This is a genomic window from Mesorhizobium sp. B2-7-3, assembly GCF_006440715.1.
GTDB lineage: Bacteria > Pseudomonadota > Alphaproteobacteria > Rhizobiales > Rhizobiaceae > Mesorhizobium > Mesorhizobium australicum.
Map to the genome: position 1 here is coordinate 317653 of NZ_VFTY01000006.1, position 26395 is coordinate 344047.

General features: G+C 64.2%; 21 protein-coding genes. 8 read left to right on the plus strand and 13 right to left on the minus strand.

Going from position 1 to position 26395, the window contains the following annotated elements; all coding sequences use genetic code 11:
• The first annotated feature begins 105 nt into the window (after window positions 1–105).
• A complete protein-coding gene (locus tag FJW04_RS16335) occupies window positions 106–975 on the plus strand; it encodes a LysR substrate-binding domain-containing protein (protein WP_140661582.1) in 870 nt (289 codons plus the stop codon).
• Here FJW04_RS16335 and FJW04_RS16340 read toward each other — a convergent pair.
• The 12 genes from FJW04_RS16340 to FJW04_RS16395 all read right to left on the minus strand — a co-directional run bounded on the left by FJW04_RS16340 (window position 972) and on the right by FJW04_RS16395 (window position 14564).
• Window positions 972–3452, minus strand: coding sequence for an FAD-dependent oxidoreductase (locus FJW04_RS16340; RefSeq protein WP_140715297.1), 2481 nt, complete (start codon window positions 3450–3452; stop codon window positions 972–974). The genes FJW04_RS16335 and FJW04_RS16340 overlap by 4 nt on opposite strands.
• 82 nt (window positions 3453–3534) lie before the next feature.
• Window positions 3535–4323, minus strand: a complete 789-nt coding sequence (locus tag FJW04_RS16345; RefSeq protein ID WP_041163907.1) for a DeoR/GlpR family DNA-binding transcription regulator — start codon at window positions 4321–4323, stop codon at window positions 3535–3537.
• 323 nt (window positions 4324–4646) lie between these two features.
• Window positions 4647–5648, minus strand: a complete 1002-nt coding sequence (gene doeB / locus FJW04_RS16350; protein ID WP_140715301.1) for a N(2)-acetyl-L-2,4-diaminobutanoate deacetylase DoeB — start codon at window positions 5646–5648, stop codon at window positions 4647–4649.
• Between the two features lie 5 nt (window positions 5649–5653).
• On the minus strand, window positions 5654–6832 hold the full coding sequence (doeA, locus tag FJW04_RS16355; RefSeq protein ID WP_140715303.1) for an ectoine hydrolase DoeA: 1179 nt from the start codon (window positions 6830–6832) through the stop codon (window positions 5654–5656).
• A gap of 137 nt (window positions 6833–6969) precedes the next feature.
• Window positions 6970–7962 carry an ectoine utilization protein EutC gene (gene eutC / locus FJW04_RS16360; protein ID WP_140715305.1) on the minus strand — a complete coding sequence of 331 codons (993 nt, stop codon included), beginning with the start codon at window positions 7960–7962 and terminating at the stop codon, window positions 6970–6972.
• Window positions 7959–8951, minus strand: coding sequence for a hydroxyectoine utilization dehydratase EutB (eutB, locus tag FJW04_RS16365; RefSeq protein ID WP_140715307.1), 993 nt, complete (start codon window positions 8949–8951; stop codon window positions 7959–7961). Before eutB ends, eutC begins: the two co-directional genes overlap by 4 nt.
• Window positions 8952–8956: 5 nt before the next feature.
• Window positions 8957–9736 (minus strand): ectoine utilization protein EutA, encoded by a 780-nt coding sequence (gene eutA, locus FJW04_RS16370; protein WP_140715309.1) that lies wholly within the window; start codon window positions 9734–9736, stop codon window positions 8957–8959.
• A 3-nt stretch (window positions 9737–9739) separates the two neighbouring features.
• Window positions 9740–10399 (minus strand): ectoine/hydroxyectoine ABC transporter permease subunit EhuD, encoded by a 660-nt coding sequence (gene ehuD, locus FJW04_RS16375; protein ID WP_015319077.1) that lies wholly within the window; start codon window positions 10397–10399, stop codon window positions 9740–9742.
• Window positions 10400–10433: 34 nt separating this feature from the next.
• Complete coding sequence (gene ehuC, locus FJW04_RS16380; RefSeq protein ID WP_140715311.1) at window positions 10434–11093, minus strand: ectoine/hydroxyectoine ABC transporter permease subunit EhuC; 660 nt, start codon at window positions 11091–11093, stop codon at window positions 10434–10436.
• A 172-nt stretch (window positions 11094–11265) separates the two neighbouring features.
• On the minus strand, window positions 11266–12117 hold the full coding sequence (gene ehuB, locus FJW04_RS16385; RefSeq protein ID WP_015319079.1) for an ectoine/hydroxyectoine ABC transporter substrate-binding protein EhuB: 852 nt from the start codon (window positions 12115–12117) through the stop codon (window positions 11266–11268).
• A gap of 91 nt (window positions 12118–12208) precedes the next feature.
• Window positions 12209–13000 (minus strand): ectoine/hydroxyectoine ABC transporter ATP-binding protein EhuA, encoded by a 792-nt coding sequence (ehuA, locus tag FJW04_RS16390; protein ID WP_140617493.1) that lies wholly within the window; start codon window positions 12998–13000, stop codon window positions 12209–12211.
• Window positions 13001–13178: 178 nt separating this feature from the next.
• A complete protein-coding gene (locus FJW04_RS16395; protein WP_140715313.1) occupies window positions 13179–14564 on the minus strand; it encodes a PLP-dependent aminotransferase family protein in 1386 nt (461 codons plus the stop codon).
• Between the two features lie 83 nt (window positions 14565–14647).
• Between FJW04_RS16395 and FJW04_RS16400 the strand changes: the two genes are divergently transcribed.
• The 5 genes from FJW04_RS16400 to hutH all read left to right on the plus strand — a co-directional run bounded on the left by FJW04_RS16400 (window position 14648) and on the right by hutH (window position 20924).
• Complete coding sequence (locus FJW04_RS16400; protein ID WP_140617495.1) at window positions 14648–15139, plus strand: Lrp/AsnC family transcriptional regulator; 492 nt, start codon at window positions 14648–14650, stop codon at window positions 15137–15139.
• 129 nt (window positions 15140–15268) lie between these two features.
• Window positions 15269–16762, plus strand: a complete 1494-nt coding sequence (locus FJW04_RS16405) for an NAD-dependent succinate-semialdehyde dehydrogenase (RefSeq protein WP_140617496.1) — start codon at window positions 15269–15271, stop codon at window positions 16760–16762.
• 34 nt (window positions 16763–16796) lie between these two features.
• The gene (locus tag FJW04_RS16410) at window positions 16797–18176 is read left to right on the plus strand and encodes an aspartate aminotransferase family protein (protein ID WP_140715315.1); all 1380 of its coding nucleotides are present in this window, start codon (window positions 16797–16799) and stop codon (window positions 18174–18176) included.
• 8 nt (window positions 18177–18184) lie between these two features.
• Entirely contained in the window at window positions 18185–19279 is a 1095-nt protein-coding gene (locus tag FJW04_RS16415) for an alcohol dehydrogenase family protein (RefSeq protein WP_140715317.1), read from the plus strand.
• 148 nt (window positions 19280–19427) lie between these two features.
• A complete protein-coding gene (hutH, locus tag FJW04_RS16420; RefSeq protein WP_140715319.1) occupies window positions 19428–20924 on the plus strand; it encodes a histidine ammonia-lyase in 1497 nt (498 codons plus the stop codon).
• 8 nt (window positions 20925–20932) lie between these two features.
• Here the strand turns inward: hutH and FJW04_RS16425 are convergent, their stop codons facing one another.
• Entirely contained in the window at window positions 20933–22375 is a 1443-nt protein-coding gene (locus FJW04_RS16425) for an NAD(P)-dependent oxidoreductase (protein WP_140715321.1), read from the minus strand.
• A gap of 262 nt (window positions 22376–22637) precedes the next feature.
• Here FJW04_RS16425 and FJW04_RS16430 point away from each other — a divergent pair, with 262 nt between their 5' ends.
• Together FJW04_RS16430 and FJW04_RS16435 are read left to right on the plus strand one after the other, a co-directional pair.
• The gene (locus FJW04_RS16430) at window positions 22638–24491 is read left to right on the plus strand and encodes an ABC transporter ATP-binding protein (protein ID WP_140715323.1); all 1854 of its coding nucleotides are present in this window, start codon (window positions 22638–22640) and stop codon (window positions 24489–24491) included.
• On the plus strand, window positions 24491–26380 hold the full coding sequence (locus FJW04_RS16435; RefSeq protein WP_181172958.1) for an ABC transporter ATP-binding protein: 1890 nt from the start codon (window positions 24491–24493) through the stop codon (window positions 26378–26380). The genes FJW04_RS16430 and FJW04_RS16435 overlap by 1 nt, the downstream gene beginning before the upstream one ends.
• Window positions 26381–26395 lie beyond the last annotated feature (15 nt).

Sequence of the window (26395 nt, forward strand, 5' to 3'; positions counted from 1 at the left end):
GGCAGGCCCATTCCAAGACATAAACCGAATCGTTTGTTTCCGGCTTTTGCATAGCAGGGCTTATGATAGGCTGCTGGTAACCAGAGAGGCTCGGGAACGAAGAAGATGCGCTATGTTCAGTTGCGGGCCTTTCATCAGGTGGCGATCTCCGGCGGCTTTTCGCGGGCGGCCGAAGCGCTGTTCCTGACCCAGCCGGCGATATCGGACCAGGTGCGCAAGCTTGAGGAAGAGTATGATGTCCTGCTGTTCAATCGTAACAAGAAGCAGGTCACGTTGACCCATTCCGGCCAGAAACTGCTCGAAATAACCCACCGCATGTTCGACACCGAGCAGCAGGCGCTCGAACTCTTGACGGAATCACGCGCCCTGCGTTCCGGCACGCTGCGCATCGTCGCCGACGCCGCGCATCATCTGCTTCACATTCTGGGCAGCTTCCGCGCCCGCTATCCCGGAGTGCAGGTCTCGGTGCGAGCCGGAAACACCGAGAGGGTGATCAGCAGCCTCTACAGCTACGATGCCGATATCGGCGTGCTGGGCGAGGTGCCCGCCGGACGCGACTTCGAAGTGCTGAAACTGAACTCGACGCCGATCATCGCCTTCACCTCGATCGACCATCCGCTGTCGGGGAAGAAATCGCTGACGCTCAAGCAGCTCGCACAGGAATCCCTGGTCATGCGCGAGCGCGGCTCGAAGACGCGCCAGAAGCTCGAAGACCTGGCCGCCGCGTCGAAGATCGAACTCAGGCCTGTGATCGAGGCAGAAGGCCGGGAAGCCGTGCGCGAGATCGTCGCCTCTGGCGCCGGTATCGGCTTTGTCTCGGCGGCCGAATTCGGCCAGGATTCGCGGCTCATCCCAATCACCATCGACGCGCCCGAGACCTTGATGGACGAGGCGCTGATCTGCCTGCGCGAGCGCAGCGGCGGCAAACTGGTGCGCGCCTTTCTCGACATGGCGCGCTCGATGTCGACGGACTAAGCGGCGGCACGAATCTCCACCACATCGGCTTTCACCCGCTCCGATTTCGGATCGTAGGGGCTGCGCAGATGCGCGGTGGCCGCATAGCGTACGCCGGCTAGATCGATCTCGAAATGGCCGCCGCTCAGGAACACAGCATCCACGCCGGTTTCGTTTTCGATCAAGCTGAGCGCCACTGACTGGCCAAGCGTGTGGCCATAGGCGGCCGAGCGGACCTCGCCGACCGGCTTGCCGTCGCGCAGGACCAACTCGCCGCCCCACAGCATCGGCTCGGTGTCGTCGAGCGTAAGGAGTACGATACGCTTTGCCGGTGCCGACGACGAGGGTTTCGCGGCGGCAAGCGCATCGCGGCCGATGAAGCCACCTGGCTTGTCCATCGCCACGGCGAAGCCAAGCCCCGCCTGCCAGGGATTGATATCAGGCGTCAGTTCCCGACCCCAGGCCCGAAAACCCTTTTCAATGCGCAAGGCATCGAGCGCGTAGTAGCCGGCGTCGGCCAAACCGAATTCGCGGCCGCCCTCATGCAACGCCTCGTAGACGCCGACGGCGAATTCGGCCGGCACGATCAGTTCCCAGCCGAGTTCGCCGACATAGGTCATGCGGTTGGCATAGACAGTGGCGTAGCCGATATCGATCTCGCGGATAGTGGCGAAGGGAAAGCCGGCGTTGGAAAGATCGGCCGACGACAGTTTGCCGAGGAGATCGCGCGAACGCGGCCCCATTAACGCCAGCACCGCATAGGCCGAGGTGACGTCGGTCAGGACGGCATGCGCATCCGGCGGAATGTTCTTGACGATCCAGTCGGCGTCGTGGACCGCCTGGGCGGAACCGGTAACGATGAGGAATTTTTCCGCGCCAAGCCGCATCACGGTGAGATCGCTTTCGTAGCCGCCGCGCGCATTGAGCACGCCGGTGTAGATCGATGTGCCGACCGGCACATCGATGTCGCCGGCGCAGATGCGGTTCAACACGGCACAGGCATCGCGGCCCTGGACAAGAAGCTTGGCGAAGGAGGTCTGGTCGAAGATGGCGACGGCTTCGCGCGTCGCCTTCATCTCGCGCCGCACGGCCTCGTGCCAGTTCTGGCGACCGAAGGCATAGTCGTTCCCGGCTTTCTCTCCCGGCGCCGCGAACCAGTTGGCACGCTCCCAGCCCATCTTGGAACCGAAGCAGGCGCCCTTGGCGGCGAGCCGATCATAGAGCGGCGAGCGGCGGAACGGCCGCGCGGTATCCAATTCGCGGTTCGGCCACGGCATGGCGTAATGCAGGCCGAGCGTCTCCTTGACGCGGTCATGCAGCCAGCGCGGATTGTTGTTGAAAGCGGCGAAGCGCCTGATGTCGACCGGCCACAAATCCATGGTCGGCGCGCCGTTGACGATCCATTCGGCCAGTGCCTTGCCGGCGCCACCGGCACTGGCAATGCCCATCGAATTGAAGCCGGCGCCGACATAGAAATTCTTCAACTCCGGCGCCTCGCCGAGGAGGAAATTGTTGTCCGGCGTAAAGCTCTCGGGACCGTTGTAGAATTTCTTGACTTCGGCCCGCGCCAACTGCGGCACGCGCACCAGCGCGTTTTCCATCAGGATCTCGAACTGGTCCCAGTCGTCGGGCAGCAGAGCGAATTCGAAATTTTCGGGAATGCCGTTCATGCCCCACGGCTTGGCGTGCGGCTCGAAGCCACCCATCACCAGACCGCCGACCTCCTCCTTGAAGTAGATGAAGCCATCGGGGTCGCGCATCACGGGCAGGTCCGGATGCACACCCTCGATCCGGCCGGTGACGATGTACATGTGCTCGGCCGAATGCAGCGGCACCGAGACGCCGCACATCAGCCCGACCTTGCGGGCCCATTGGCCGGCGCAGTTGACGACGATCTCGGCGGCGATGTCGCCGCGGTCCGTCTCGACGCCGCAGGCGACGCCGTTTTTCACCGTGATGCCGGTGACCTGCACCCGCTCGAAGATTTTGACGCCACCATTGCGTGCGCCCTTGGCCAGCGATTGCGTGAGATCGGTGGGATTGGCCTTGCCGTCTCCGGGCAGCCAGACGGCGCCGACCAGATCGTCTGTCGCCATCACCGGCCAGAGCTCGGCTGCCTCGCGAGGCGAGATGACGTCGATCTCGACCCCTTGGGCACGCGCCGACGCGGCCGTGCGCTTCAACACCGCCATGCGGTCGGTGGTGCGCGCGACGGATAGCGAACCGCAGTTCTTCCAGCCGGTGGCGAGGCCGGTCTCGGCCTCCAGTTCGCTGTAGAGCTGCGTGGAGTACCGGATCAGGCTGGTCATGTTGGAATGGCTGCGCAGCTGACCGACAAGACCGGCCGCGTGCCAGGTGGTGCCGCCGCTGAGCTGTCCCTGCTCAAGCAGCACCACATCGCTCCAGCCCAGCTTGGTCAGATGATAGGCGACCGAGCAGCCGATGATGCCGCCGCCGACAATGACAATTCGAGCCTGGGTGGGAAATTCATGTGCCATGAGCGTTCCGCCATTTGAGGGATGGCCGAGACATTACCATGGGAAAACCAAATATCAACTCATAATATCACAAAATATCACATCAAGCTGCAACGATGAGTTCAGGCCCCCTGTGCGAAAGCGCCTCGGCAAGCGCGAATTCGGGGTCGGTGTCGACGATTACCCCAGCGGCACGTTCGAAATTCGGAATTCTGAGCGGTGTCAGCTTGCCGAATTTGCTGCTGTCGAGCACGAAATAGGCCTTGCCGGCGAGGCTGATCATCCGGCCCCGCTGTTCGGCCCCGGCGCGGGTGAAATCGGTCACCTCGCCGACCGGAGACAGCGCTCCGCCACCCAGAAAGGCCATATCGACGCGAAAGCGCGCCATCGCATCGAGCGTGTCGATGCCGGAAGCCGCCTCCTCGCCCGGGTCGACTTCGCCGCCCAGCATGTGCACGCGCATGCCGGGAACATGGCATAGGTGCAGCGCTATCTTCAGGCTGGCCGTGCAGATCGTCAGATCGCGCAGTTCCGTCATTGCATGCGCGATGGCCAAAGTGGTGGTGCCGGAATCGAGAAAGACCACCATGCCATCCCGGACCAGCCCGGCGGCCGCCCTGCCGATCGCGGCCTTGCCTTGGGCATTTTCCTGGCTGCGCTGGCTCATCGCGGGTTCGCTCGGTTCGAAGCGGGCGGCCCCGCCATGCACGATGCCGAGCCTGCCCTGGTCGGAAAGCAGCTTCAAATCGCGGCGGATGGTTTCGCGCGAGACGTCGAAGAACCCAGCCAGTTCGGCGACGCTAACGGAACCCTGGGCGCCCAGCCGCCGCAGGATCTCGTCATGGCGGCGCGGGGCAAGGGCACGTGCCGGCAGGCGGCTGACGGGAGACATGGCATCCTCGTGTCGAGCATTGATGTTGCAATATGTGGCAGCGAACCGGCGCGGTGGCAACCACGCGCCACGCTTGCGGGCGGCCCCCTGCCCTTCGGGCTTAGAATTTTCGCGACAACCGCCGCCATCCGTCGCGTTGACCAGCGTGTCGCTTCCCTCGCGAAGATGCTGTCTCAGAACGCTCACCGCCTTCTTGCCATCGCGCCGGCGGCAGGCGGTCAGCAGATCGCGGTGTTCGCTCTGCGAGCGGGTGCGATAATCCGGATTCGACAGCTCGAGCAGAAGAGTGGGTCCGCCCGGCATGGTCCGGGCGGAGAAATCAGTCAATCGACCTTTACGGCGACCACCGCGGCGCAGTCGCCGGCCTTGACCAGGCCAGGGAAATGCCGCGCCGCCAGCATGCCCGACATTTTGGCCCGGATTTCCCGCGGCGCGACGCCGGTGCGGCCGGTGGAATGAATGCGGGCCACCACCGCGCCTTCTTCGACAGGTTCGCCGAGATCGACCATGGTTTCGATCATGCCGTCATCCTCGGCGAAGCAGAAGCAATCGCCCGAGGGCATGTCCAGCCACTGCGTTCTGCCCATCTCGACCGCCCCGGCGACGATACCAGCATGACGCAGCACGTTGAGGATGCCGCGGCGCGCGATCCGCACCGTCTCGGCTCGCGACGTACCGCCACCGCCGAGCTCGGTGGTGACGAAGACCTTGCCCATCTCTTCGGCCGCCGTGTCATACATGCCGATCGCATCGATCTCGGTCATGCGCATCGAGAATGGTGCCGAGAATGCCGCCACCGCGGCAAAGGCTTTCTGCTCCAGCGCCTTGTCGGGCAAAGTGTGGGCGGCACAGAACGGTACGAAATCCAGCGTCCTGCCGCCGGAATGGAAGTCGAAGACGATGTCGGCGTGGGGAAGCAGCTCGCGTTGGAAATAATCGGCGATCTTCTGCGTCACCGTGCCGTCGGGCCGGCCGGGGAAACTGCGGTTCATGTTGCCCTTGTCGATCGGCGAGGTGCGCGTGCCGGCCCGAAAAGCAGGATAGTTCATCGCCGGCACGATGATGACGGTGCCGCTGACCTGGCTGGGATCGAGCGTGCGGGCGAGTTCGTAGAGCGCCAGCGGCCCTTCATACTCGTCGCCATGATTGCCGCCGGTCAGCAGCGCCGCCGGCCCCTTGCCGTTGCGGATGACGCAGATCGGGATCATCACCGAGCCCCAGGCCGAGTCGTCGCGGCTATAGGGCAGGCGCAGGAAACCATGCTGGACGCCGTCACGATCGAAATCGACGGTCGGCGTGACCGGCGACGGGCGAAGACTGGACATCGGGCTCAATCCTTCACCACCAGCTTGCGCGGCACGTTGGCCAGGCACTCCACACCGGTTTCGGTGATCAGGATGGATTCAGTGATCTCCAGCCCCATTGTCTCCAGCCACAGGCCGGTCATGAAATGGAAGGTCATGCCGGGCTTGAGTTCGGTGCGATCGCCGGGGCGCAGGCTCATCGTGCGCTCGCCCCAGTCCGGTGGATAGGAAAGCCCGATCGAATAGCCGGTGCGGTTGTCCTTGACGATGCCGTATTTCTTCAACACGGCGAAGAAGGCATTGGCGATGTCCTCGCAGGCATTACCCGGCTTTGCGGCGGCAAGGCCAGCTTCCATGCCTTCCAGCGTTGCCTTCTCGGCATCGAGGAATTCCTGCGTCGGCTTGCCGAGGAAGACGGTGCGCGACAGCGGGCAATGGTACCTGTTGTAGCAGCCGGCGATCTCGAAGAAAGTGCCCTCGCCCGACTTCATCGGCTTATCGTCCCAGGTCAGGTGCGGCGCCGAGGCGTCGGCGCCCGAGGGCAGCAGCGGCACGATCGCGGGGTAGTCACCGCCAATGCCGTCGACGCCGCGCGTGCCGGCATCGTAGATCTCGGCGACGAGATCGTTCTTACGCATGCCGACTTCGATCTTGTCGACGATGCGCTGGTGCATCGCCTCGACGATGCGAGCGGCCTTGCGCATATAGTCGATCTCGGTTGGGCTCTTCACCGCGCGCTGCCAGTTGACCAGCGCGGTGGCATCGATGAAACGGGCGTTGGGCAGATGCTTCTGCAGCGAGGCGAAGGCGGCGGCGGAGAACCAGTAGTTGTCCATCTCGACGCCGACGGTGAGCTTGCCCCAGCCGCGATCGGTCAGCACACTCGACAGGAAATCCATCGGGTGGCGCTCGGTCGACTGCACATAGTGGTCGGCATAGCCGACGATGTTGTCATGGGCGAGGTAGGCGGTACGCTTGGCGCCATTGGCGTCCTGGCCACGGCCGTACCAGACCGGCTCGCCCGATGGCGGCACGATGACCGCCTGGTGGACGTAGAACGACCAGCCGTCATAGCCGGTGAGCCAGGCCATGTTGGAGGGATCACTGACGATCAAAAGATCGACGCCTTTCGCCCCCATGGCTTTCCGCGTCTTGGCGAGGCGTTCCGCATATTCGCTTCGCGAGAATTTCAGGTTTGGCAGCATTTTGTTGGTCCTCGTTTGTTGGGGCTGGAGCCCGGTTTCAACTCCGTTGAATCCGGCTCCAGGGAATTTTTTGATTGAGCATAATCTGCGGGGGAAAACCGGTTGCCATTTTCCGGATCATGCTCCTGCGGCCGGCGTCAGCTTTCAAAGATCGTTCCGGCTTTCGCGGCCAGCCCACGGTCGCGGGCGAGCGTGGCGATCGCCGTATCCTGCACGCCCGTGCCGGTCAGATCGACGATGGTGATGTCGCTGGCCGAGCGCCGGCCATGCCTCGCGCCGGCGATGATCTGGCCGAGCTCGGTCACCTCCGCGTCTCCAGCCATCACGCCCGCCGCGATGGCATGGTGCAATTCGCCCAGGCGCCGCGTCTGTTTCGCGCTATCGGCGACATAGAGATCGGCCATGCGCAGGATCGCCGGCGCTATCTCGTTCTTGTGCTCGGCGTCCGAACCCATGGCGGTGATGTGCTGGCCGGCCGAGACAAACCCTGCCTTGATCAGTGGTTCGGTCGAGGGGGTGGTCGTGACGATGATGTCGGCACCGGCAACAGCGTTGGCTGCGTCAGTCTCGGCGCGCACATCAATGCCGAGCCTTTCGCGTAAGGTGGCCGCGGTCACTTCGGCCTTAGCGGCATCGCGCGCCCAGATGCGGGCCTGCGTGATCGGCCGCACCAGCATCAGCGCTTGCAGTTGCAGCCCAGCCTGCACGCCGGCGCCGAAGATCGAGGCGACCGACGAGTCCGGCCGCGACAGATGCTTGGCCGCGACGGCTCCCGCAGCAGCGGTGCGAACATCGGTGAGATAGCCGTTGTCGAGCAGCAAAGCCTCGACCAACCCTGTCTTCGACGACAGCAGCACCATCATGCCGTTGACGCTGGGCAGGCCAAGTTTGGGATTGTCGAAGAAGCCGGGGCTGATCTTGATGGCGAAGCCATCGATACCAGGCACATAGGCGGTCTTGACGTCAACCTCGCCGCGATGCTGCGGGATATCGAGCCGCAGGATCGGCGGCATCGCCACCGGCAGCGTGGCGAGCGCACGAAAAGCGTTCTCGACACAGGCGACGGCGTCGAGATCGAGCGTCACGATTGCGCGCAGTTCAGCTTCGGTGAGGATGGTCATCCTGCTCATTCGGCGCGCTCCGAAATCGATGGCATTTCCCCGCCGACAATCTTCCTGTGCAGTTGCATGTCGATGTTGCGGCCGGAAAGCAGAACCACCACCGGCCCCTCCGCCTTGACCTTGCCGGCGAGCAGCGCCGCGATGCCTACCGCACCGGCTCCCTCGACGATCTCGCGTTCCTGTTCATAGGCGTGGCGAATGCCGGCAGCGATTTCGCCCTCGCTGAGCAGGACGACATCGTCGAGCAGGTCGCGGCACATGGCGAAGGTCAGCCGGTTGTCGAGGCCGATGCCGCCGCCGAGCGAATCCGCCAGCGTCGGCAGTTCCTCGACCAGCACAGGGCGGCCCGCATCGAGGCTGGCCTTCATCGCGGCGCCCCGCGCCATCGACACGCCGACGACTCTTGTTCCGGGACGGACACTTTTGACGGCCGCCGCTACACCCGAGGCCAACCCACCTCCGGAGAGTTGCACCAGCACCAGAGCGGCATCCGGGACCTGGTCCATCACCTCCAGCCCGAGCGTGCCTTGACCGGCAATGATGGCCCGATGGTCGAAGGGCGGCAGCATGACAAGTCCCTCCTCCGCCACCAGCCGCTCGACCTCGTGCTGGGCATCGTCCTGGCTGTTGCCGACGATACGGATTTCCGCGCCGAGGCGGCGGATTTCGTCCAGCTTATTCCTGGGTACCAGTCGAGACATGCAGATCACAGCACGCATGCCCTCGAGCTTTGCCGCATGCGCAAGCGCACGGCCATGATTGCCGGTCGATGCCGCGACGACGCCGCGCGCCTTCTCCCCTGCGCTGAGCGAAGCGACGGCGTTCGAAGCGCCCCGCAATTTGAAGCTGCCGGTGGTCTGGCGGTGCTCGAGCTTGAGTTGAACCGGTACGCCCAGCCTTTCGGAGAGACTTGCCGAAAGCACGATCGACGTGCGCTCGATCTTGCCGGCAATTCGCTCGCGCGCGGCACGGATATCGCCAAGGGTCACGGGCGCCATGGTCGTCAACCGCGCGGCAAGGGCAGCGTCATCAGACGGCCGAATTCAGGATGGGCTGTCTCATCACCGCAAAGGCGCAGACAATTCCAGGCGGTCGCCTGGTTGCTGGTCACCACCGGGCGGCCGATCGCCTGTTCCATGCCGGTGACCGCCAGCGCGCCGCGCAGTGCCGTGCAGGAGACGAACAGCGCGTCGGCTTGCGGATGTGTCGCCTGGCGCGCGAGATCGATGAGGGCTGCCGGGGCAATGCGCGCCATCTCGCGGTCGTCCTCGAAGCCGAGACAGGTGAAGCTTAGGACTTCGAAGCCACGTTCGGCGAAATAGGTCGCCATCGATCTGGAGGTTTCCACGGTATAGGGCGTGAGGATGCTGATCCGGCGCACGCCGAAGGCGTTCAGCCCGCGCACGCCAGCCATCGGAGGAGTGACAACGGGTATACCTGACTTGGCGGCCTGGATCGCCGTCTCGATCTCGCGATCGCCAATCACCACCGAGGCCGACGTGCAGGAGTAGCAGATGGCGTCGAGCGGCTCGTCAGGCAGGATCAAGGCAGCGCCCGCCGTCAGCGCCGGCTGCATCTTGCGCAGGTTCTCAGGCGTCGTCGGGTTGGCGTAGGGAATGCGCGCGACATAGACGCCGATCCGTTCGCTCGCCACCATGCGGCGAAAATCCGGCTCGGTCGTGTGGTCGGTGGCCAGGATGATCAGCCCGACACGCCGCTCCAGCGGACGCTCATCGAGCGCTGGCCGGTCGGGCACAAGCTTGATCTCGGACAAGGGCTTCATCTTTTATCTTTCGATCTTGCCGTAGCGGCGTTCCAGCCAGCGCAGCAGCACGACCGAAATCAGGCTGATGGCAAGGAAGAAGGCGCCGACCAGCGTGATCGGCTCAAGGTAGCGATAATAGGTGTTGGCGACGCTTTTCGCCTGGTTCATCAGCTCCAGCACGGTGATCGCCGAGAGCAGCGGCGTCTCCTTGAACATGGCGATGAAATAGTTGGCCAGCGCCGGGATCATCGGCGGAATAGCCTGCGGGATGATGATGTGGGACCAGGTCTGCCGCGCGCTGAGATTGCACGCCTTGGCGGCTTCCCACTGACCACGCGGCACATTGTCGATGCCGGCGCGGTAGACCTCCGCCGTGTAGGTGCCGTAGTGCAGGCCAAGTCCGATGACGCCGGCGACCAGCGGCGGCAAGAGAATGCCGATGTCGGGCAAGACGTAGAAGATGAAATAGAGCTGCACCAAGAGCGGTGTGCCGCGGATGAATTCGGCCACCCAACCGACGGTGCGCGACAGCGCCTTGTTGGGCGAGCGGCGCGCCAGCGCGATGCCCAGACCGACGATCGCGGCCAGCACCGAGCCGAGCAGCGTCGCCAGGATGGTGATCTTCACCCCCTGGATCAGGGTCGGCAGGATCTGCCGGACGAAGTCCCAGTCCCAATCCATCAGCGGACCCAATTCATCAGGAATGCTCTGGCCATCAGACGCGCACTCCGTCGAGGCCGCGCGCCATGCGGTGTTCCAGCGAGCGCACACCCCACGAGATGAGCAGCGCCAGGATGAAATAGATGATGAGGATCGTGGTGAACGGCACCATGGTGTTGCCGGTCTGGGCACGCACCACCTGTGCCTGGAACGTCAGGTCGGCGAGCGAAATCAGCGAGACCACCGATGTCGCCTTGAGCAGCTCGATGGCATTGTTGCCGAAGGTCGGCAGCATCACCAGAAACGCCTGCGGCAGGATGACGTGGCGCATGCCTTGCCAACGGCCGAGATTGAGCGCGACGCAGGCCTCATGCTGTTCGCGGCCGATCGACTGCACGGCGCCGCGCACCACCTCGGCTGCATAGGCGCCCACGTTCAAGCCCAGCGCCAACACACCGGCCTGCAGCGGGGTCAGTTCGAAACCCACCAGCGGCAACACGAAATAGGCGAAGAACAGCTGCACGAAGATCGAGGTGCCGCGGAAGAACTCGATATAGGCCGTGGCCAGGGCCCGCAGCACGAAGAAGCGCGACAGGCGCCCCATGCCGGCGAGAAAGGCCATGATCAGGGCGAGCACCGACCCCATCAGCGTCAGCTCGATGGTGACAAGCGCTCCCTGCAATATCAGGCCGAAATAGCCGGACCACTGGGTCATTGAGTTGAAGTTTCCAACGTTGGTTTCAGCTTCCTTCTCCCCGTTTATGGGGAGAAGATGCCGGCAGGCAGATGAGGGGCAGCGCTAGCTTGTCCAAATATGGCGCCGCCCTTCATCCGTCACTTCGTGACACCTTCTCCCCGTGAACGGGGAGAAGGCAAGAAAGACGCCCTTATTTCGCCGCGCAGAGCTTGTCGCGCGTGGTCGACATAGCCGCCGCCGCCGAGAAGCCGTAGGGCTCGATGATCTTTGCGAACTCACCCGACTTCTTCATCTTGGCGAGTTCGACGTCGAAGGCATCGCGCAACGCCTCGTCGCCCTTCTTGAAGGCCGCGCCGTCGCAATAGACCGGCGCGCCCTGCACCGGGGCGATGACTTCGAGGTTCGGATCGGCGGCCTTCTTCATCAGGTCGTTGATCGAAAGGACAGGCAGCGAATAGGCGTCGATGCGGCCGTCCTGCACCATCTTCAGGCCGCTCTGGCCGTCCGGCACGACGATGACGCGTTCGCGTGGCACGCCGGCGTTGAGCGCAAGCTTCTCCTCGGTGCCGCCGCCCGGCGCGCCGATGGTGGCGGACGTGTCCTTGGCGACGTCCTCGTAGCTCTTGAAGCCTTTCGGATTGCCCTTCTTCACCAGCATCGCCTCGGCGTCGCACAGAACCGGCTCGGAATAGGCAACCGCGGCGCAACGCTCCGGCTTCATGAACAGGCCGGCGGTGACGACGTCGAAGCGGCCGGCCTGCAGGCCGGGAATCATGGCGCCATATTCCGAGATCGAGGCGGCGACATCGGCAACGCCCAGCCGCTTGAATATCTCGCGCGCGACGTCGGGCGCGGCACCCGAAACCTTGCCGTCGGCGGCGACAGCCGTATAGGGCGGCTCATTGGCGATGGCCAAGCGAGCGAAGCCTTGCGACTTCAGCTGTTCAAGCTTGCTGTCGTCGGCCGAACCCGTGATCGAGGCGGCCAGAACCGCCGAAAGCGCGAGACCGGCGACGCCGGCCAGAGTGCCAAGTTTCTTCATTGTTCCCAACTCCTTGTTCTTGTCTTGGTTTGCGTGATCTTAGGACGGCTCAACCGCCCATAGGGACGGCATCGCCGCCTTTGGCATGCGGTCAGACACGATGTCCGGCCGCGATGATCTTCTTCAGGAACCCTTGCGTGCGCTCCTGCTTGGGATTGCGGAAAATCTCGTCGGGCTTGCCTTCCTCGACTATCCTGCCGCGATCGAAGAACAGCACCCGGTCGGCGAAGTCGTGGGCGAAACCCATCTCATGGGTGACCAGCAGCATGGTCATGTCGGTCTCGGCGCAGAGCCGCCACAAGACGTTGAGCACCTCCTCGACCAGTTCCGGGTCGAGCGCCGACGTCACCTCGTCGAACAGCATGATCTTCGGCTGCAAAGCGAGCGCACGGGCGATCGCCACGCGCTGCTTCTGACCGCCTGACAGCTGCGCCGGCATCGCCTTCGCCTTGTCGGCCATGCCGACCATCTCGAGCAGTTCCATCGCCCGCTTCTGCGCCGCGGCGCGCGGCGTGCCCTTGGTCAGCATCGGCGCTAGGGTCACATTATCGATGACGCTCTTGTGCGGAAACAGGTTGAACAGCTGGAAGACCATGCCGGTTTTCTGGCGCATTCGCGCCAGGTGGCGCTCGTCGGCCGGCAGCAGCTGGCCGTTGCGCTCCATGTGGTAGAGTTGCTCGCCGTCGATCTGGATGTGACCGCCGTCGATACGCTCCAGCGTCATCAGGATGCGCAAGATCGTCGTCTTGCCCGAGCCGGAGGGGCCGATCAGCGCCAGCTTCTCACGCGGCATGACCTGCATCGACAGGCCGTCCAGAACCTTGAAGCTGCCAAAGCTCTTCGAGATGCTGTCGATCTTGATGATGGGCGCGGTTGCGGACAAATGAATTTCCCCGTGCTGGAGAAGCCTGGTGCCCTAACGATGCGGAACGCGCCAAATCATGTCAATTGGGAAAATAATATCATGACAATTATTCTGATTGCGCACATTTTCCGGTCAATCCCAGCCGGCTTTTTGGACAGGCCTTTGTCAGAACGCCTTGGTGTATTGGGCGGCATGCTCAGATTGCAAGCAGCAGATGCTCCGGATCGCCAAGCAAGAGCTTGGTGACAACGCCGAGACCCGCGCGCAGTTCCCCCTCGGTGGTCGAACCCAGCGAAATGCGCACCGCCGGATGCCAGGGCGTATCCGAAATACGGAAGGAGGTGCCCGGCGCAATGGCCACGCCTTGCAGCCGAGCCTGGGCGACAAAGCTTTCCTCGGAACGGTCGGCCGGCAGTTGCAGCCAGATATGCAACCCGTCGCGACGGGCACGGTAGTCGACGCCGGCCAGCACCTCGCCCGCGATGTCCTGTCGCCGCCGCAACGCCGCGCGCTGCCAGCGCACCAGCTCCATCGCGGTGCCGTCGGTCACCCATTTGGTGGCGATCTCGGCCACCAGCGGTGTCGCCATCCAGTTCGAGACTAGATGCCGATTGGCGACAGCGGCAACGTAGCGGTCGGGCGCGGCGAGATAGCCGATGCGCAGGCCGGGCACGGTGATCTTGGTGAAGGAGGTGACGTAGAGCGTCCGTTCCGGCGCGAAAGCGGCGACCGGCGGCGGTCGATCCTCGACCAAGGGACCCAGCACGTCGTTCTCGATGATGGCGATGTCGTGCTTGCGCGCCACCGCCGCGATCTGCTCGCGACGCTCCGCATCCATGAGCGTTGCCGTGGGATTGATTACCGAAGGCTGCACGAAGACGGCGCGGATGTCGGACAGCCGGCAGGCTTCGTCCAGCGCTTCCGGAATCAGGCCATTGCTGTCGATCGGCAGGCCTTGAAGATTGAAGCCGAGATAGCGCGCCAGCGGCACCAGCGTATGATGACCGATCGCCTCGGTGGCAACGGTGGAGCCGGGCGGCGCCACGCTCATCAGCGCCACCGTCATGCCGGCCGTGGCGCCATTGGTGAGGCTGATGTTCTGCGCGGAGGCGTCCAGCCCGCACAGCTTCAGCCATTCGACCGCCACGGCACGGTGGCGCGGGAACACCATGTTTGGCCGGAACGACAGTGCCGAACTCGAAGGCAGGTTTTCGGCGAGCCAGCCCAGCGCCTGCTTCATCTGCTCCAGGTGCATCGGCTCGCAGACCGGCTTCAGGATCGACAGGTCGATGACTTCACCCAGGCGCTCCGGCAGATAAGGCGGCTCCGGTTCGCGGCGCTGCGTCTGCACAAAGCTGCCGCGGCCGATCTCGCCCGAAATCAGGCCGCGCCGGATCAGTTCCTCATAGGCACGACTGACCGTCTGCACTGAAAGCTTGAGGTCGTCGGCCAGGCGGCGGTGGGTCGGCAACCGCGCGCCGTTGGCGAGGCGGCCGTCGTGGATGGCGCGCGCGAACTGGTCGGCCAACGATTGATAGGCCGGCCGCCGGATGAGCGCGGGATCTGGGTGCCACAATGTCATGACTTATTAGAGATCGAAATCAGTGCAATTGACAATCGAAATAATGCGCCGTCATGGTACGATCGACGAAAAAGTAGGCGCTGATGACTGCTGCGAAACTCGACGCGATCGACCTCAAAATCCTCGACGCCATCCAGCGTGATGGACGCATCACCAAGCTGGCGTTGGCCGAGCAGGTCGGGCTGTCGCCGACGCCGTGCTGGATGCGGCTGCGCAAGCTGGAAAAGGCCGGCATCGTCTCGGGTTATCATGCCCGGATCGCCATGCGCGTTGTGGCGCCAGTCGCCACCGTACTGATGGAGGTGACGCTGGCCAGCCATCGCCAGGCCGATTTCGACCGCTTCGAGCGCGTCGTCCGCGACATTCCCGAGATCGTCGCCTGCTGGTCGGTGGGCGGCGGCGTCGATTATGTGCTGAAGGTGATGGCGCGCGACATCGACGCCTATCAGCGGCTGGTCGACGGCTTGCTCGATCGCGAGATCGGCATCGACCGCTACTTCACCTACATCGTCATCAAGACGGTGAAGGATGACATCGCGCTGCCGATAGCGGACCTGCTGCCGGCGTCGACCTAGACCGGAGAGATCGACTGCCCCCTCACCGCAATAGAGAGACTCTCTCTACGGCCAGGCGTCCAAACAGCCTCTCTGTCTGCCGGTGATGGGTAGTCTCCCCGCATCAAACCGAACCGGGAGGCTTCGACCATGTCCGCGCATTTCGCCCGCTCGCATCGCCACGAAGCGCTCGACCGGCTCGCCGACCGCCGGCTGCTGCGCGAACTCGCCTATATCGACGGCCACTGGACGGCAAGCGAGGCGGCCGAGAGTTTCGAGGTCACCGATCCCGCGACCGGCACCACCGTGGCCTTCGTCGCAGCGCTCGATGCCGGCCAGACGACAAAAGCCATCGACGCCGCCGCGCGCGCCTTTCCGGCCTGGCGGGCGCTGCTGCCGCAGGAGCGCTCCAAAATTCTGCGAAAATGGTTCGAGCTGATCATCGCAGCGAAAGACGACCTTGCTTTGCTGATGACGCTTGAGCAGGGCAAACCGCTCAAGGAGTCGCTTGGCGAAATCGACTACGCCGCCTCTTTCATCGAGTGGTATGCCGAGGAAGCAAAACGCCTCAACGCCGAGAGCGTCACCAGCCATCTGCCGAACGCGGAAATGATGGTGCGGCGCGAACCACTCGGCGTCGTCGGCGTGGTCACGCCGTGGAATTTTCCTTCGGCGATGCTGACCCGCAAGGCAGCCGCCGCTCTTGCCGCCGGCTGCACCATCGTTGCCCATCCGTCTTCTGAGACACCACTTTCGGCGCTGGCGCTGGCCGAACTCGGCGAACGCGCCGGACTGCCGGCCGGCGTTTTCAACATCGTCACCGGCAAGGCCGCGACGATCGTTGGACGCATGTGCGAAGATTCGCGCGTGCGCGCCATGAGTTTTACCGGCTCGACCGAGATCGGCCGGCTGATCGCCGCCCAAAGCGCGCCGACGATGAAGCGGCTGGTGATGGAGCTTGGTGGTCACGCGCCGCTGATCGTCTTTGCCGATGCCGATCTCGACAAAGCGGTGACCATTGCCATCGACGCCAAATTCGCCACATCAGGCCAGGACTGCCTTGCGGCCAACCGCATCTATGTCCAGCGTCCGCTCTATGACCGCTTCTGCGCCGCTTTCGCCAAGCGCGTCGAGGCGCTGCGGGCCGGCAATGGCTTGGCCGATGACATCGACATCGGGCCGCTGATGCATGAGCGCGCCGTCAAGAAGGTCGAGGAACAGGTCGCCGACGCCGTGGTCCTCGGCGCGCGTTGCCTCGCCGGCGGCAAGCGCCATCAGGCCGGACCGCTCTTCTACCAGCCGACGCTGCTGGCCGATGTCGCCGACGACGCGCTGATCATGCGCGAAGAGACCTTTGGTCCGGTCGCCGCCGTCACGCCTTTCGACAGCGAGGACGAAGTCATCGCACGCGCCAATGCGACCGAATATGGCCTGGTCGCCTATGTGGTGACCGAGAACGGCGCGCTCCAGCAGCGCATGGGCCGCGCGCTCGACTACGGCATGGTCGCCATCAACCGTGTGAAGATCACCGGCGCGCCGATCCCGTTCGGTGGCGTCAAGCAGTCCGGCATCGGCCGCGAAGGTTCGCGCCACGGGCTAGAAGCTTTCACCGACCTCAAATACCTTTGCCTGGATGTGGCGTAGGCTCGCACCCGGATCTCTTTCAAGGAGTTAAAAAATGCTCGACCAATCCAACGAACTCGCCGCATGGGATCGCGACCATTTCTTCCATCCCTCAACACATATGGGCACGCACGCACGCGGTGAATCGCCGACGCGGATCATGGCCGGCGGTGAAGGCGTCACCGTCTGGGACAACAATGGCAGGAAGAGCATCGATGCCTTCGCCGGCCTCTATTGCGTCAATGTCGGCTATGGCCGCCAGAAGATATCAGATGCAATCGCGACTCAGGCGAAGAACCTGGCCTATTACCACGCCTATGTCGGGCACGGCACCGAGGCGTCGATCACGCTCGCCAAGATGATCATCGACCGCGCGCCGAAGGGCATGTCGAGGGTCTATTTCGGCCTCTCCGGTTCCGACGCCAACGAAACCAACATCAAGCTGATCTGGTACTACAACAATGTGCTGGGGCGGCCGGAGAAGAAGAAGATCATCTCGCGCTGGCGCGGCTATCACGGCTCGGGCGTCATGACGGGCTCGCTGACCGGGCTGGACCTCTTCCACAATGCCTTCGACCTGCCGCGCGCGCCGATCCTGCACACCGAGGCGCCCTACTATTTCCGCCGCGCCGACCGCTCGATGAGCGAGGAGCAGTTCTCGCAGCATTGCGCCGACAAGCTCGAGGAGATGATCCTCGCCGAAGGGCCCGAAACCGTCGCCGCCTTCATCGGCGAGCCGATCCTCGGCACCGGCGGCATCGTGCCGCCGCCCGCCGGCTATTGGGAAAAGATCCAGGCGGTGCTGAAGAAGTATGATGTGCTCCTGGTCGCCGACGAGGTGGTGACGGGCTTCGGCCGGCTGGGCACCATGTTCGGCTCCGACCATTACGGCATGAAGCCCGACCTTATCACCATCGCCAAGGGCCTGACCTCGGCCTATGCGCCGCTGTCGGGCGTCATCGTGGCCGATAAGATGTGGCAGGTGCTGGTGCAAGGCTCCGACAAGCTCGGCTCGCTCGGCCATGGCTGGACTTATTCGGCGCATCCGATCTGCGTTGCCGCCGGCGTCGCCAATCTTGAACTGATCGATGAGATGGACCTGGTGCGGAATGCCGGCGAGACCGGCGCTTATTTCCGTGCCGAACTGGCCAAGGCCGTCGGGGGTCACAAACACGTCGGTGAGGTGCGCGGCGACGGCATGCTGGCGGCGGTGGAATTCGTCAAAGACCGTGACGACCGTGTCTTCTTCGATGCTTCGCAGAAGATCGGGCCGCAGGTCGCCACGGCCCTTGCCGCAAGCGGCGTCATCGGCCGCGCCATGCCGCAGGGCGACATTCTTGGCTTCGCGCCGCCGCTGTGCCTGACCCGCGAGGAAGCCGACATCGTGGTGGCCAAGACCGCCGATGCCGTGAACAGCGTATTTGCCAATCTCTGAGACGACCGATGAATGCCATGACCAAAACCGTCCCCGCCACCATGGCCGCCGTGCTGCTCACCGGGCACGGCGGACCGGAAAAGCTCGTCTACCGAACCGATGTGAAAGTGCCCGCGCCTGCGTCAGGTGAAGTGCTGGTGAAAGTCACCGCTTGCGGCATGAACAATACCGATGTCTGGGTGCGCCAGGGCGCCTATGGCACGGAAGAGGACGCGGCCGCCGTTTCGACTTGGCGCCGCCAGGGCAACACGCTGACCTTCCCGCGCATCCAGGGCACCGACACTGTCGGCACCATCGTTGCCGTCGGCGAAGGCGTTTCGTCGGATCGAATCGGCGAACGGGTGATGGTCGATTTCTCCATCTACAACCGCGACGACGATTCCCTGGCCGACATCGACTATATGGGCCATGGCCGCGACGGCGGCTATGCCGAGTATCAGACCGTGCCGGCCGAGAACGCGCATGTTGTCGACACTATTTTGAGCGACGTCGAACTCGCCACCTTCTGCTGCGCCTATCTCACCGGCGAACAGATGCTGGAACGGGCTAACCTCAAGGCAGGCGAGCGCGTGCTGGTCACCGGCGCGTCGGGCGGCGTCGGCTCCGGCATCGTGCAACTGGCGCGGGCGCGTGGAGCCATTCCCTTTGCTGTCGTGGGCAAGGGCAAGGAAAAGGCGGTGCTCGACATCGGCGCCGAGGCGGTCGTCACCCGTGGCGTCGCGGACCTGCCGCAAGCCGTGAGCGAGGCGACCGGCGGCCAGCCGATCGATGTGGTCGCCGATCTCGTTGGCGGCGCGATCTTCAACGACCTGCTGCGCATCCTGAGGCCCGAGGGCCGCTACACCACGGCCGGCGCGATCGCAGGTCCGGTCGTCCAGCTCGATCTCAGGACCATGTATCTGAAACAGTTGCAGCTGCACGGATCGAGCCAGGGCACGCGCGCCGATTTCCGCCGCATCGTTCGCTACATCGAACAGGGCAAGATCCGGCCGCTTGTCGGCGGCGTCTACAAACTCTCCGATTTCCACCGCGCACAAGCCGATTTCGTCGCCAAGGATTTCGTCGGCAAGCTGGTGGTGGTGCCCGACGCCGTCGCGAAGTGACCTGCCGAAACCTGCATTTCGCCTGAAGCTCCCCTCGCCTGCTGCCGCCACAATCGGAATGGCTTGCAGACCAGCCGGTAAGCCGCCACAAACGGCGACGCCCGCCGCGCCGTCGGCCCGGGCATACGGTCACGGATACAGGCGAGACATGACAGCCCGAATGATACTGCTCGACGCCAAGCCGCTTGGCATCGAGGATGTCGCCGAGATCGCGCGGCGCAACGCGCGGCTGATGTTGGGCGAGGAGGCGATGCGCCGCATCCGGGCGAGCCGCGCGCTCATCGAGCAGCTGACGCAACTCGGCAAGCCGATGTACGGCGTCACCACCGGCCTCGGCGCCTGCGTCGACACGCCGCTCGCGCAGGCCGATCTGATCGCCTTCCAACACAGCGTGCCGCTCAGCCACAGCATGGGCATCGGCCCGGCCCTTCCCACCGAGGCGGTCCGCGCGCTGATGGCCGCGCGCATTTCGGGAATGGCCGCCGGCGGCACCGGCACTTCCGAACGCGTGGTGATGGGCCTTGTGGCGGCACTCACCGCCGGCGTCCATCCGGTGATCCCGACCTGGGGATCGATCGGAGCGGCGGACCTTGCCCATCTCGGCCACATGGCGCGAGCGCTGCGCGGCGACGGCGAGACGGAGTTCCAGGGCAGGATCATGCCGTCGGCCGAGGCGCTCGCGCTCGCCGGGCTCGAACGGCTCGACCTGCGCGAGAAGGATGGCCATGCCATCATCGTCGCCAACAGCCTGTCGACCGGCACGGCTTGCCTCTGCCTGGAGGATGTCGCCCACCTCATCGACTGGTCGCTGGCCGCGGTGGCACTCAACCACGAAGCGTTCCGCTCGTCACTCACCGCCATCGATGAAGCTGCGCTGTCGGCGCGACCGGCGTTCGGCCAGCGGGAGATCGGGGCGCGGCTGCGGGCGGAACTCGCTGGAAGCGGGCTCTGGAGGGAGAACGCCGCGCGGCGGCTCCAGGATCCGCTCAGCTATCGCTGCGAGCCGCAGGTGTGGGGCGGCCTGTTGCATGCGTTCGAACAGGCGAAGCTGGCAACGGAGATCGAACTGGCCCATTCCGGCGACAACCCGGTGATCCTACCCGAGGACGGACGCGTCGTCTCGAACGGCAATTTCGACCTCACCGCGATGACGCTGGCCTGGGAGCAGCTCGGCCAGGCGCTTGCGCATTGCGCCGTGGGCACCGCCAACCGCTGCATGAAGCTGATGTCGCCGACGGTGGCGGAACTGCCGCGCTTCCTGTCGGCCAGGGGCGGCAGCCGCCAGGGCTACGCCGAATTGCAGAAACCGCTTGCCGCGCTGGAGGCCGAGATCCGGCATCTGGCCAACCCGATGTCGCTCAGCCCGCTTGCCGTATCGGACGGGATCGAGGACCAGTCGTCGATGGCACCACGGGTGGTGGCCAAGACAGCCGAGATTGTGGAACGCCTGCGCTATCTCGTGGCGATGGAGCTGATCTTCGCGGCGACGGGCGTGGAGTTGCGCGGCGTCGTCGACAGCATGGGCGAAGGACCACGGCGCACCTATGCCGCCGTGCGTGCGCTCGTCAGCCCGCTCGACGATGACCGCGAGATGAGCGCGGACATGACGCGGGTCGCCCGGATGGTGGCGGGTCCCCGAGACTGAGTTCCGGCTTATCGCTGGAAAGGTCCCCTGAGATTGAGGTTCTCGGCCAGAAGGCAGAAGCGGTCGATCAACCGGACAAGGTCCTCGCCCTGCTCGGCGACAACGGCGCCTCGCTCGGCAGGCGAGTTATCGGAGAGAGCCTTCCACAACCGGCCTTGCCGATCGCAGAGATCCGCCAGCTCGGAACATTCGCTAGCGGTCAGTTTCAAGAGCTGGCCGGAGGTCACCAATCCAATGCCTGGAGGCGTGGTTGCTCCAAGGGAAAGATAGGCCGGCGGCACGCTGCCTTTTGCGTTCGTCACCGACTTTCGGCAGATGACATCGAAGATCTGGTCGACGGCCTGCTTGGCGCCGGCGACGCGCGAGGGATGATCCGTATCGGCTGCCGCATGCGGCAGAAGCTCGAGTTTTCCGCTGTGCTTCTCGACGAGGCCGAGATAGGGCAGCATCGGTCCGGAAAGGCGACCGGTCGCGGCATCCTTGAACAGGTCGGCATCGATCGCGGCATGACGCACCCTGCCCGAGGACAAGGCTTCGCCGAGGGCCGCAACGTCGACAAGCTCGCCGCGATCGTAGTTGACCAGCACCGCGCCTTTGTTCACGCGCGACAGGACATCCGCGCCGATGAGCCCGGCATTGGCGTAGCGGCCGGTCTGCGCATCCTGCTTGCCCAGGCCGACATGAACACTCAACACATCGGCACCATCAGCCGCATCGAGGAGGTCCGCCGCATAGACAAAGCCTTCGGCCTCTATCCAGTCCCGATGCCGGGGCCGTGCGTGGATCACCACGCGCATGCCGAAGGCCTGGGCAAGTTTGGCCACCTCCCTGCCGATATTGCCGTAGCCGACGATCGCGATCGTCTTGCCTTCGAGCTTTTCGGTCGGGAAATCGCGCAGCTCCCTGCCGGTGTCGAAGGCGCCGCGCGCCACCCGGTTGTGAAGCAAGTCCACCGGGAGATCCGGCAGCACTTTCAGGATCGCCTTCATCACCATCTGCGCCGTGGCGCGGCTGTTGATGCCGGGCGTATTCATCAGCACGGCCGTACCGCCTTCGCCGCTGCCGCCGCCCCAGGAGTGCGAACCCATATTGCCGGTGCCGGCGCCGATGCGGACGCCGGCGAGCGGAAAGACGGTTTCGGCGGGCAGGAAGGTCGCGGCGGCAATGACGGCATCATAGCGTCCATCGCCGGCGACTTCGATCAGCTCTTCGCGGGTGCTGAGGTCCGGCTGATAGAAGAAATGCACGCGGCCAGATTCGAGAGCGGCCTTGTCGCCAAGCGCAGCCGTATGAAAGCGGCCGCCCTTGGCTTCGATATGCGCACGCACCTCCCACGGGTCGGGCTTTCCGTCGGCGTCGAAGCGCAGGCCGATCAGATCGCAGACCAGCACGGTGTAGGCGCGTTGCGTATCGACCGGTTCAACGGCGCGGGTGTCGGCATTTGCGATCACGTCGGTTTCCTTCGTGCAAGAGCGGAGTCCTGCTGGTCCGGCAGGCTTTGAATAATCAGAACCTATCCGCCGGGAACGGCGCGAGATCGATCACCGGCGGCAGACCAGCGGCGAGTTGCGACACGATCTTGCCGGTTTCAGGTACAGTGCGATGCCGCCATTGGTCCCTTGAACGGGCAGGTCGGACGCGCGTAAAATCGCGCTATCTGATTGAGTCTGCTACATTCGTTCGGGCTAATGTCCGGATTGGTCTGGTATTTCCTTGCACACTGATGCGACCAGCGCTGCCAAGCGCGGCAAATCATTTGCCCATGTGGCGGAAGCCTCCTGGGGCAAGGGCCTCAGCACCTTGCTGCGCATCGTGCGCATGACGCTGCGCCATCCCTGGCAGGTTGCCATCACCCTCATCTCGACCTTTATCGCGGCGACGCTGCAGCTTTTCATTCCGCGTCTCCTGGGGCGCGCCATCGACCAGGCGCAAGGGGTGATGGCGGCGGGCGCCGGCACCGCGGCCGAGCGGGCGCTGTGGAATACGGCGCTGACGCTGTTGGTCGTCAGCATCCTGCGCGGCCTCTTCACCATGGCGCAGAATTACTATGGCGAAGCCGTCGGCCACCGGACAGGCTATGAGCTGCGGCTCGCCTTCTACGAGAAGATCCAGCGGCTGAGCTTTTCCTTCCACGACAAGGTCCATACCGGCGATCTCATCACCCTCGGGCTGCTCGACCTCGACGGCGTGCGCATGTTCTTTTCGACCGGTATCCTGCGCGTGGTGCTGCTTGGCGTCCTGATCGGTGTCGGCGCCTATCTGTTGATCAGCACCGATCTCGTGCTCGGATTGTTGAGCCTCAGCTTCGTGCCATTTGTTGCCTGGCGCTCGTCAGTGACGCAGCTCCGACTGCGCAGCACCTGGCTGACGCTGCAGGAGCGGCTGTCAGTGCTGAGCCGGGTGATGGACGAGAATCTCGGCGGCATCCGTGTCGTGCGCGCCTTCGCGGCTCAACGGCATGAGCTGGCAAAATTCGACCGTGCCAAACGGGACGCATTGGACCTAGCCAATGAGCGCGTCGACATCCGCGTCTCGAACACCAGCGCCATGAATTTTTCCTTCCTCGCCGCCATGGGCCTGGTGCTGTGGTTCGGCGGACAGAAGGTGATCGCGGGTCAGATCAGCGTCGGCACGCTGGCCCAGTTCCTCACCTTCATGACCATATTGCAGATGCCGGTGCGCCAGCTCGGCCTGATGGTCAACTCCTTCGCGCGCGCCTCGACCTGCGGCACGCGGCTGTTCGAACTGCTCGACGCTGAGCTCGACATCAAGGACGCGCCCGACGCCAGGGAGCTCGTCATCACCGAGGGCGTGCTGCGCTTCGACGATGTCGGTTTCCGCTATCAGGGCGCGGGCGAGCGTCCGACGCTTTCCGGCGTTTCCTTCGAAGCCAGGCCCGGCGAGACCGTCGGCATCGTCGGGCCGCCAGGCAGCGGCAAGTCGACCATCGCGCACCTGATCCCGCGCTTCTACGACGTGACCTCGGGCGCGATCACCATCGACGGACAGGACATCCGCAATGTCACGCTGCAATCGCTGCGCAAGGCGGTCGGCGTCGTGCAGCAGGATGCGTTCCTGTTTACCACCTCGATCGAGAACAACATCGCCTACGGCAATCCCTGGGCGCGCGAGACCCGCATCGGCCAGGCCGCTGAGTATGCCCAGCTGCACAATTACATTATCGGGCTTCCGGCCGGCTACACCACGGTCGTGGGGGAACGCGGCGCCTCGCTTTCCGGCGGCCAGCGGCAGCGCCTGACCATCGCGCGCAGCCTGATGTTAAGACCATCGGTGCTGGTCTTCGACGATTCCACGGCCGCGGTCGACGCCGGCACCGAGCAGCGGATCCGGGCGGCGATGAAGCGCTTCGCCAGGGATCGCGTGACGCTCATCATTTCGCATCGGCTGAGTTCGCTGATGCATGCCGACCAGATCCTGTTCGTCGAGGGCGGCCGGATCGTGGAGCGCGGCACGCATGAGGAATTGCTGGCGCTCGGCGGACGCTACCGCGCGCTTTACGACCTGCAGTTGCGGCCGGACGACGATCGGCTCGAGGGAGCCGCCTGATGTCGACGCAGGACGACGAGAAGGAAGATACAAGCCGACGCCCGACCAAGGCCGTCGTCGGCTCGCACCGCGATGAGGAAGAGGTCTTCGGCAAGGTCTACGATCCACGAATCGTCAGGCGCATCTGGAGCTTCGTCAGACCATATCGGGGCCGGATCTTCATCTCGGTCGCGGCGGTGCTGGTGTTCACGCTGACACAGTTGGCGATCCCGCTGGTCATCCGCTACGCCATCGATCACGGCATGGCGCCAGGCAGGCTCGACCGTTCGGTGATGATCACCGCGATCGCCGCTTTTGCCGTGATCATCCTCATCAACTACGCCGCCAGCCATGTCCAGGAGAGCGTCGTCGGCAAGGTGGCGGAGAACGTGCTGTCCGACCTGCGCCGCGCCATGTTCAGCCACCTGCAGCGTGTCTCTCTGGGCTTCATGGACAAGACCGAGGTCGGCCGGCTGATGTCGCGCCTGCAGGGCGACGTCAATTCGATGCAGGAATTCCTCGAGACGTCCGTGATGTCGGTTGGCGACATCGTGCTTCTGTTCGGCATCGTCACCGTCCTGCTGTGGTTGGACTTCCGGCTCGGGCTGCTGACGCTGTCGACCATGCCGGCGCTGTTCATCGTGCGCCTGTTCTGGCTGCCGCGCGCCAAGGTCGCCTTCATGGCCGCGCACGAGACCAACTCCATCGCCAACGGGGCGCTGGCCGAAGGCATCCACGGCGTGCGTACGGTGCAGAGCCTGGAGCGCCAGCACGTCAATTTCGATCTCTATGACGAGAAGGTGCTGGCCAATCTCAACGCCCATCTGCGGTCGGCGAGATATGCGCAGGTGATGGTGCCGATCGTCGACACACTGACGGGCATCGCCATGGCGACCGTGATCGTCGTCGGCGGGTCGATGGTGCTGTCGCACAGTCTCGATATCGGCGTGATGGTGGCGTTCCTGTTCTACATCCAGCGCTTCTTCGACCCGATCCGCTCGCTCACCATGCAATACAGCGTCATGCAGCGCGCCATGGCGTCAGGCCAGCGCATTTCCGAAGTGCTCGACGTGCCCGTGGATGTCAGCGACAAGGAAAATGCGGTGGCGCTGTCGCGCGACATGGACGGTTCGGTCGAGTTCCGGAATGTCACCTTCGGCTACCGGCCGAACCAGCCGGTGCTGAAGAACATCTCGTTCCGCGTCAATCCGGGCGAGACGGTCGCGCTTGTCGGGCCGACCGGATCAGGCAAGTCGAGTTCGATGGCGCTGGTGCACCGCTTCTACGATGTCTGGTCGGGTGAGGTCCTGGTCGGCGGCCATGACGTGCGCGACCTGACGCAGGATTCGCTCGGCGATCAGGTAGCCATGGTGCTGCAGGAGCCGTTCCTGTTCTCCGGCACGGTGCTGGAGAACATCCGCTATCACAAGACCGGCGCCAGCCGCGAAGAGGTGGTCCGCGCCGCACAAGCCGTCGGCGCGCACGACTTCATCGAGCAACTGCCTGACGGCTACGACACCGAACTCGAGCAGCGCGGCGGCAATCTCTCGCTCGGTCAGCGCCAGCTGATCAGCTTCGCGCGGGCGCTGGTGGCCGACGCCAAGATCCTGGTGCTCGACGAAGCCACCGCCAGCATCGATTCCTACACCGAGATGCTGATCCAAAAGGCATTGGTCAAGCTGCTCGAAGGGCGCACCGGGTTGGTCATCGCGCACCGGCTGGCGACCATAAGGGGCGCCGACCGCATCATCGTACTGCAGAATGGCGAGATCGTCGAAAACGGCAACCATGAACAGTTGATGAAGAGAAAAGGTCTTTACGCCCGCCTCTACAACATGAACTACGCTTCCTTCGACGACATTTTCGAGGAAGACATGGGAATGGACGCTTCGGTCGGCAAAGCGACGTGAGCCGGTGCCGGCAGG

What these genes read in the sequence shown, in the direction of transcription:
- eutA (WP_140715309.1), bottom strand. Translation starts at nt 9,736, where the DNA reads ATGAAGCCCTTGTCCGAGATCAAGCTTGTGCCCGACCGGCCAGCGCTC.
- ehuB (WP_015319079.1), bottom strand. Translation starts at nt 12,117, where the DNA reads ATGAAGAAACTTGGCACTCTGGCCGGCGTCGCCGGTCTCGCGCTTTCG.
- FJW04_RS16335 (WP_140661582.1), top strand. Translation starts at nt 106, where the DNA reads ATGCGCTATGTTCAGTTGCGGGCCTTTCATCAGGTGGCGATCTCCGGC.
- hutH (WP_140715319.1), top strand. Translation starts at nt 19,428, where the DNA reads ATGACAGCCCGAATGATACTGCTCGACGCCAAGCCGCTTGGCATCGAG.
- FJW04_RS16405 (WP_140617496.1), top strand. Translation starts at nt 15,269, where the DNA reads ATGTCCGCGCATTTCGCCCGCTCGCATCGCCACGAAGCGCTCGACCGG.
- ehuC (WP_140715311.1), bottom strand. Translation starts at nt 11,093, where the DNA reads ATGACCCAGTGGTCCGGCTATTTCGGCCTGATATTGCAGGGAGCGCTT.
- ehuD (WP_015319077.1), bottom strand. Translation starts at nt 10,399, where the DNA reads ATGGATTGGGACTGGGACTTCGTCCGGCAGATCCTGCCGACCCTGATC.
- FJW04_RS16410 (WP_140715315.1), top strand. Translation starts at nt 16,797, where the DNA reads ATGCTCGACCAATCCAACGAACTCGCCGCATGGGATCGCGACCATTTC.
- FJW04_RS16345 (WP_041163907.1), bottom strand. Translation starts at nt 4,323, where the DNA reads ATGTCTCCCGTCAGCCGCCTGCCGGCACGTGCCCTTGCCCCGCGCCGC.
- FJW04_RS16435 (WP_181172958.1), top strand. Translation starts at nt 24,491, where the DNA reads ATGTCGACGCAGGACGACGAGAAGGAAGATACAAGCCGACGCCCGACC.
- eutC (WP_140715305.1), bottom strand. Translation starts at nt 7,962, where the DNA reads ATGAGCAGGATGACCATCCTCACCGAAGCTGAACTGCGCGCAATCGTG.
- doeB (WP_140715301.1), bottom strand. Translation starts at nt 5,648, where the DNA reads ATGTCCAGTCTTCGCCCGTCGCCGGTCACGCCGACCGTCGATTTCGAT.
- doeA (WP_140715303.1), bottom strand. Translation starts at nt 6,832, where the DNA reads ATGCTGCCAAACCTGAAATTCTCGCGAAGCGAATATGCGGAACGCCTC.
- eutB (WP_140715307.1), bottom strand. Translation starts at nt 8,951, where the DNA reads ATGGCGCCCGTGACCCTTGGCGATATCCGTGCCGCGCGCGAGCGAATT.
- FJW04_RS16400 (WP_140617495.1), top strand. Translation starts at nt 14,648, where the DNA reads ATGACTGCTGCGAAACTCGACGCGATCGACCTCAAAATCCTCGACGCC.
- FJW04_RS16395 (WP_140715313.1), bottom strand. Translation starts at nt 14,564, where the DNA reads ATGACATTGTGGCACCCAGATCCCGCGCTCATCCGGCGGCCGGCCTAT.
- FJW04_RS16415 (WP_140715317.1), top strand. Translation starts at nt 18,185, where the DNA reads ATGAATGCCATGACCAAAACCGTCCCCGCCACCATGGCCGCCGTGCTG.
- FJW04_RS16340 (WP_140715297.1), bottom strand. Translation starts at nt 3,452, where the DNA reads ATGGCACATGAATTTCCCACCCAGGCTCGAATTGTCATTGTCGGCGGC.